General features: G+C 57.0%; 2 protein-coding genes. One reads left to right on the top strand and one right to left on the bottom strand.

The genetic code is table 11. From position 1 onward, the window contains the following. The coding region (locus NW819_RS10615) for an NAD(P)/FAD-dependent oxidoreductase (RefSeq protein WP_414413720.1) at window positions 1-248 on the bottom strand (248 nt) is incomplete at its 3' end. A gap of 467 nt (window positions 249-715) precedes the next feature. Between NW819_RS10615 and glnA the strand changes: the two genes are divergently transcribed. Further along, window positions 716-2,140 carry a type I glutamate--ammonia ligase gene (gene glnA, locus NW819_RS10610; protein ID WP_414342228.1) on the top strand — a complete coding sequence of 475 codons (1,425 nt, stop codon included), beginning with the start codon at window positions 716-718 and terminating at the stop codon, window positions 2,138-2,140. Window positions 2,141-2,350: the final 210 nt, after the last annotated feature.

Raw genomic sequence — 2,350 nt, 5'->3', positions numbered from 1 at the left:
GCCCCCCACCGCTGCGCTTGAGCCCGCATGTTCTTCATCAGTTGGGGGCCGGTGATGCCCTCGGGAAAGCCCGGAAAGTTCTCCACCTCGGTGGTGGTCATCAGTTGCCCGCCCGGGATCCCGCCCGCCTGGAACCCCTCAAACACAACCGGCTTCAGGTTGGCACGCCCAGCGTAAATGGCTGCTGTAAACCCAGCAGGGCCGGAGCCGATAATCACCACATTCTCAACCCGACTTTGCTCTGTCATCCGATGTCTCTCCTTCTGCAATGGGAATAAAAGCCAAACTCATAACGACTACGCTTTAGCTTAACACCCTTTGGCAAACCGGGCGAGCTGGGGGCCTGCTGATCCTAATTTTCGCTCGCCTCAGGCAACCGGGGCAGGGTTTTGCCCGCCCCATCCGGTTATTTCTGCCCAGAGGTTGGCAGGGTGGCGGCCATTGCTCAAGTTCTGGATCCCCAACACCCAATCCCGGTTGACCCAAGCCAGAAGGAAAAGAGGTGTCTGAGATGGCCAGCAATTTGGTCTTGGTCAGAAAGCGGAGCTCAAATGAATTTTGTATCAGAAACTACAAAATACCCGTGTTGGCCTTTCTAGGATGAGTGAGCGTTTTTGGCCTGTCTGGGTCGAAGCGTGGGGATCACCTGCTGGGATCCCATTTGTTTCAGCCACAGTTCCCCCAGTCTTAACCGCAACCCAATCAGGAGAGAGTAATGGCATCCACGCCCCAAGAAGTGCTTCAGATGATCCAGGACAACAACGTCCAGATAGTGGATCTCAAGTTTGTGGATATCTTTGGCACCTGGCAGCATGTTTCCTTCCACACCTCGATGATCAAGGAAGAAACCTTCACCGAGGGGCTTCCCTTTGACGGATCCAGTATCCGGGGCTGGAAAGCGATCAACGAGTCGGACATGTACATGGTGCCGGATCCCAAAACGGCTTGGATCGATCCCTTTCTGGAGGTGCCCACCCTCAGCATAACTTGCAGCATTGTTGAGCCGCGCACTGGCCAGCCCTATAGCCGCTGTCCCCGCAGCCTTGCCGCCCGTGCCGTTGCCTATCTGCAATCGACGGGCATTGCCGATACGGCTTACTTCGGGCCGGAAGCGGAGTTTTTCATTTTTGAGGATGTTCGCTTCGACCAAACCCAAAACTCGGCCTACTACTTCGTGGATTCCATCGAAGGTCGCTGGAACTCGGGCCGCGAGGAGAAAGGTGGCAACCTGGGCTACAAGCCTCGCTACAAAGAGGGCTATTTCCCGGCCCCGCCCACCGATGCCCATCAAAACATCCGCACCGAGATGCTGCTGACCATGGGCAAGTTGGGGGTGCCCATCGAGAAGCATCACCACGAGGTGGCTACCGGCGGGCAAGGGGAGTTGGGCTATCGCTTTGCCGATCTGATCACGGCTGCCGACTACATGATGGTTTACAAATACGTGATCCGGAACGTGGCCCGCAAGCACGGCAAAACCGTCACCTTCATGCCCAAGCCCCTATTTAACGACAACGGCACTGGCATGCACACCCACCAGTCCCTCTGGAAGGATGGCCAGCCCCTGTTCTACAGCGAAGGCACCTATGCCAACCTGAGCGAGACAGCTCTCTACTACATCGGTGGCCTGCTCAAGCATGCCCCGGCAATCCTGGCCTTCACCAACCCCACCACCAACTCCTACAAGCGCTTGGTGCCCGGCTTCGAGGCGCCGGTGAACCTGGCTTACTCCCAGGGCAACCGTTCCGCTGCCATTCGCATTCCGGTGACCGGCAACAATCCCAAGGCCAAGCGTCTGGAGTTCCGCTGCCCGGATGCCACCTGCAACCCCTACATCGCCTTTTCGGCCATGCTGATGGCTGGCCTGGACGGGATCAAGAATAAGATCCATCCCGGCGAGCCCTTGGACAAAGATATCTACGATCTGGAGCCGGAAGAGCTGGCCAAGATCCCTTCCACACCCGGATCCCTGCTGGATGCCCTGGAAAGCTTGCAGAAGGATCATGCCTTCTTGCTAGAGGGCGGTGTCTTTACTGAGGATCTGATCCAGACTTATATCGAGTACAAGATCGACAACGAGATCAACCCCATCAATCTGCGGCCTCACCCCTACGAGTTCGCCCTTTACTTCGACGCCTGAGCGGTGTGGCCGATTCTGCAGCGGGATCCCTGATGGGATCCCGTTTTTTTCCGAGGAAATAGCACCCCTCAATTGTGGATCCCTTGAGCAACTTGGCTGCTTTTGGTCAACAGCACCTCGTGCCAGCGTTGAAGCGTCCTGTGCCGTCCATCGACCTGAGGAAGCTCAACCCAGAAACCAAAAGGGGATCCCCAGCCGGGATCCCTTCTC

The sequence above is a fragment of the Synechococcus sp. R8-2 genome (genome assembly GCF_047461715.1).
Taxonomy (GTDB): domain Bacteria; phylum Cyanobacteriota; class Cyanobacteriia; order Thermostichales; family Thermostichaceae; genus Thermostichus.
Note: the sequence above shows the minus strand (reverse complement) of the source record. Positions and strands in the feature narration are given on the sequence as shown.

What these genes read in the sequence shown, in the direction of transcription:
- glnA (WP_414342228.1), top strand. Translation starts at nt 716, where the DNA reads ATGGCATCCACGCCCCAAGAAGTGCTTCAGATGATCCAGGACAACAAC.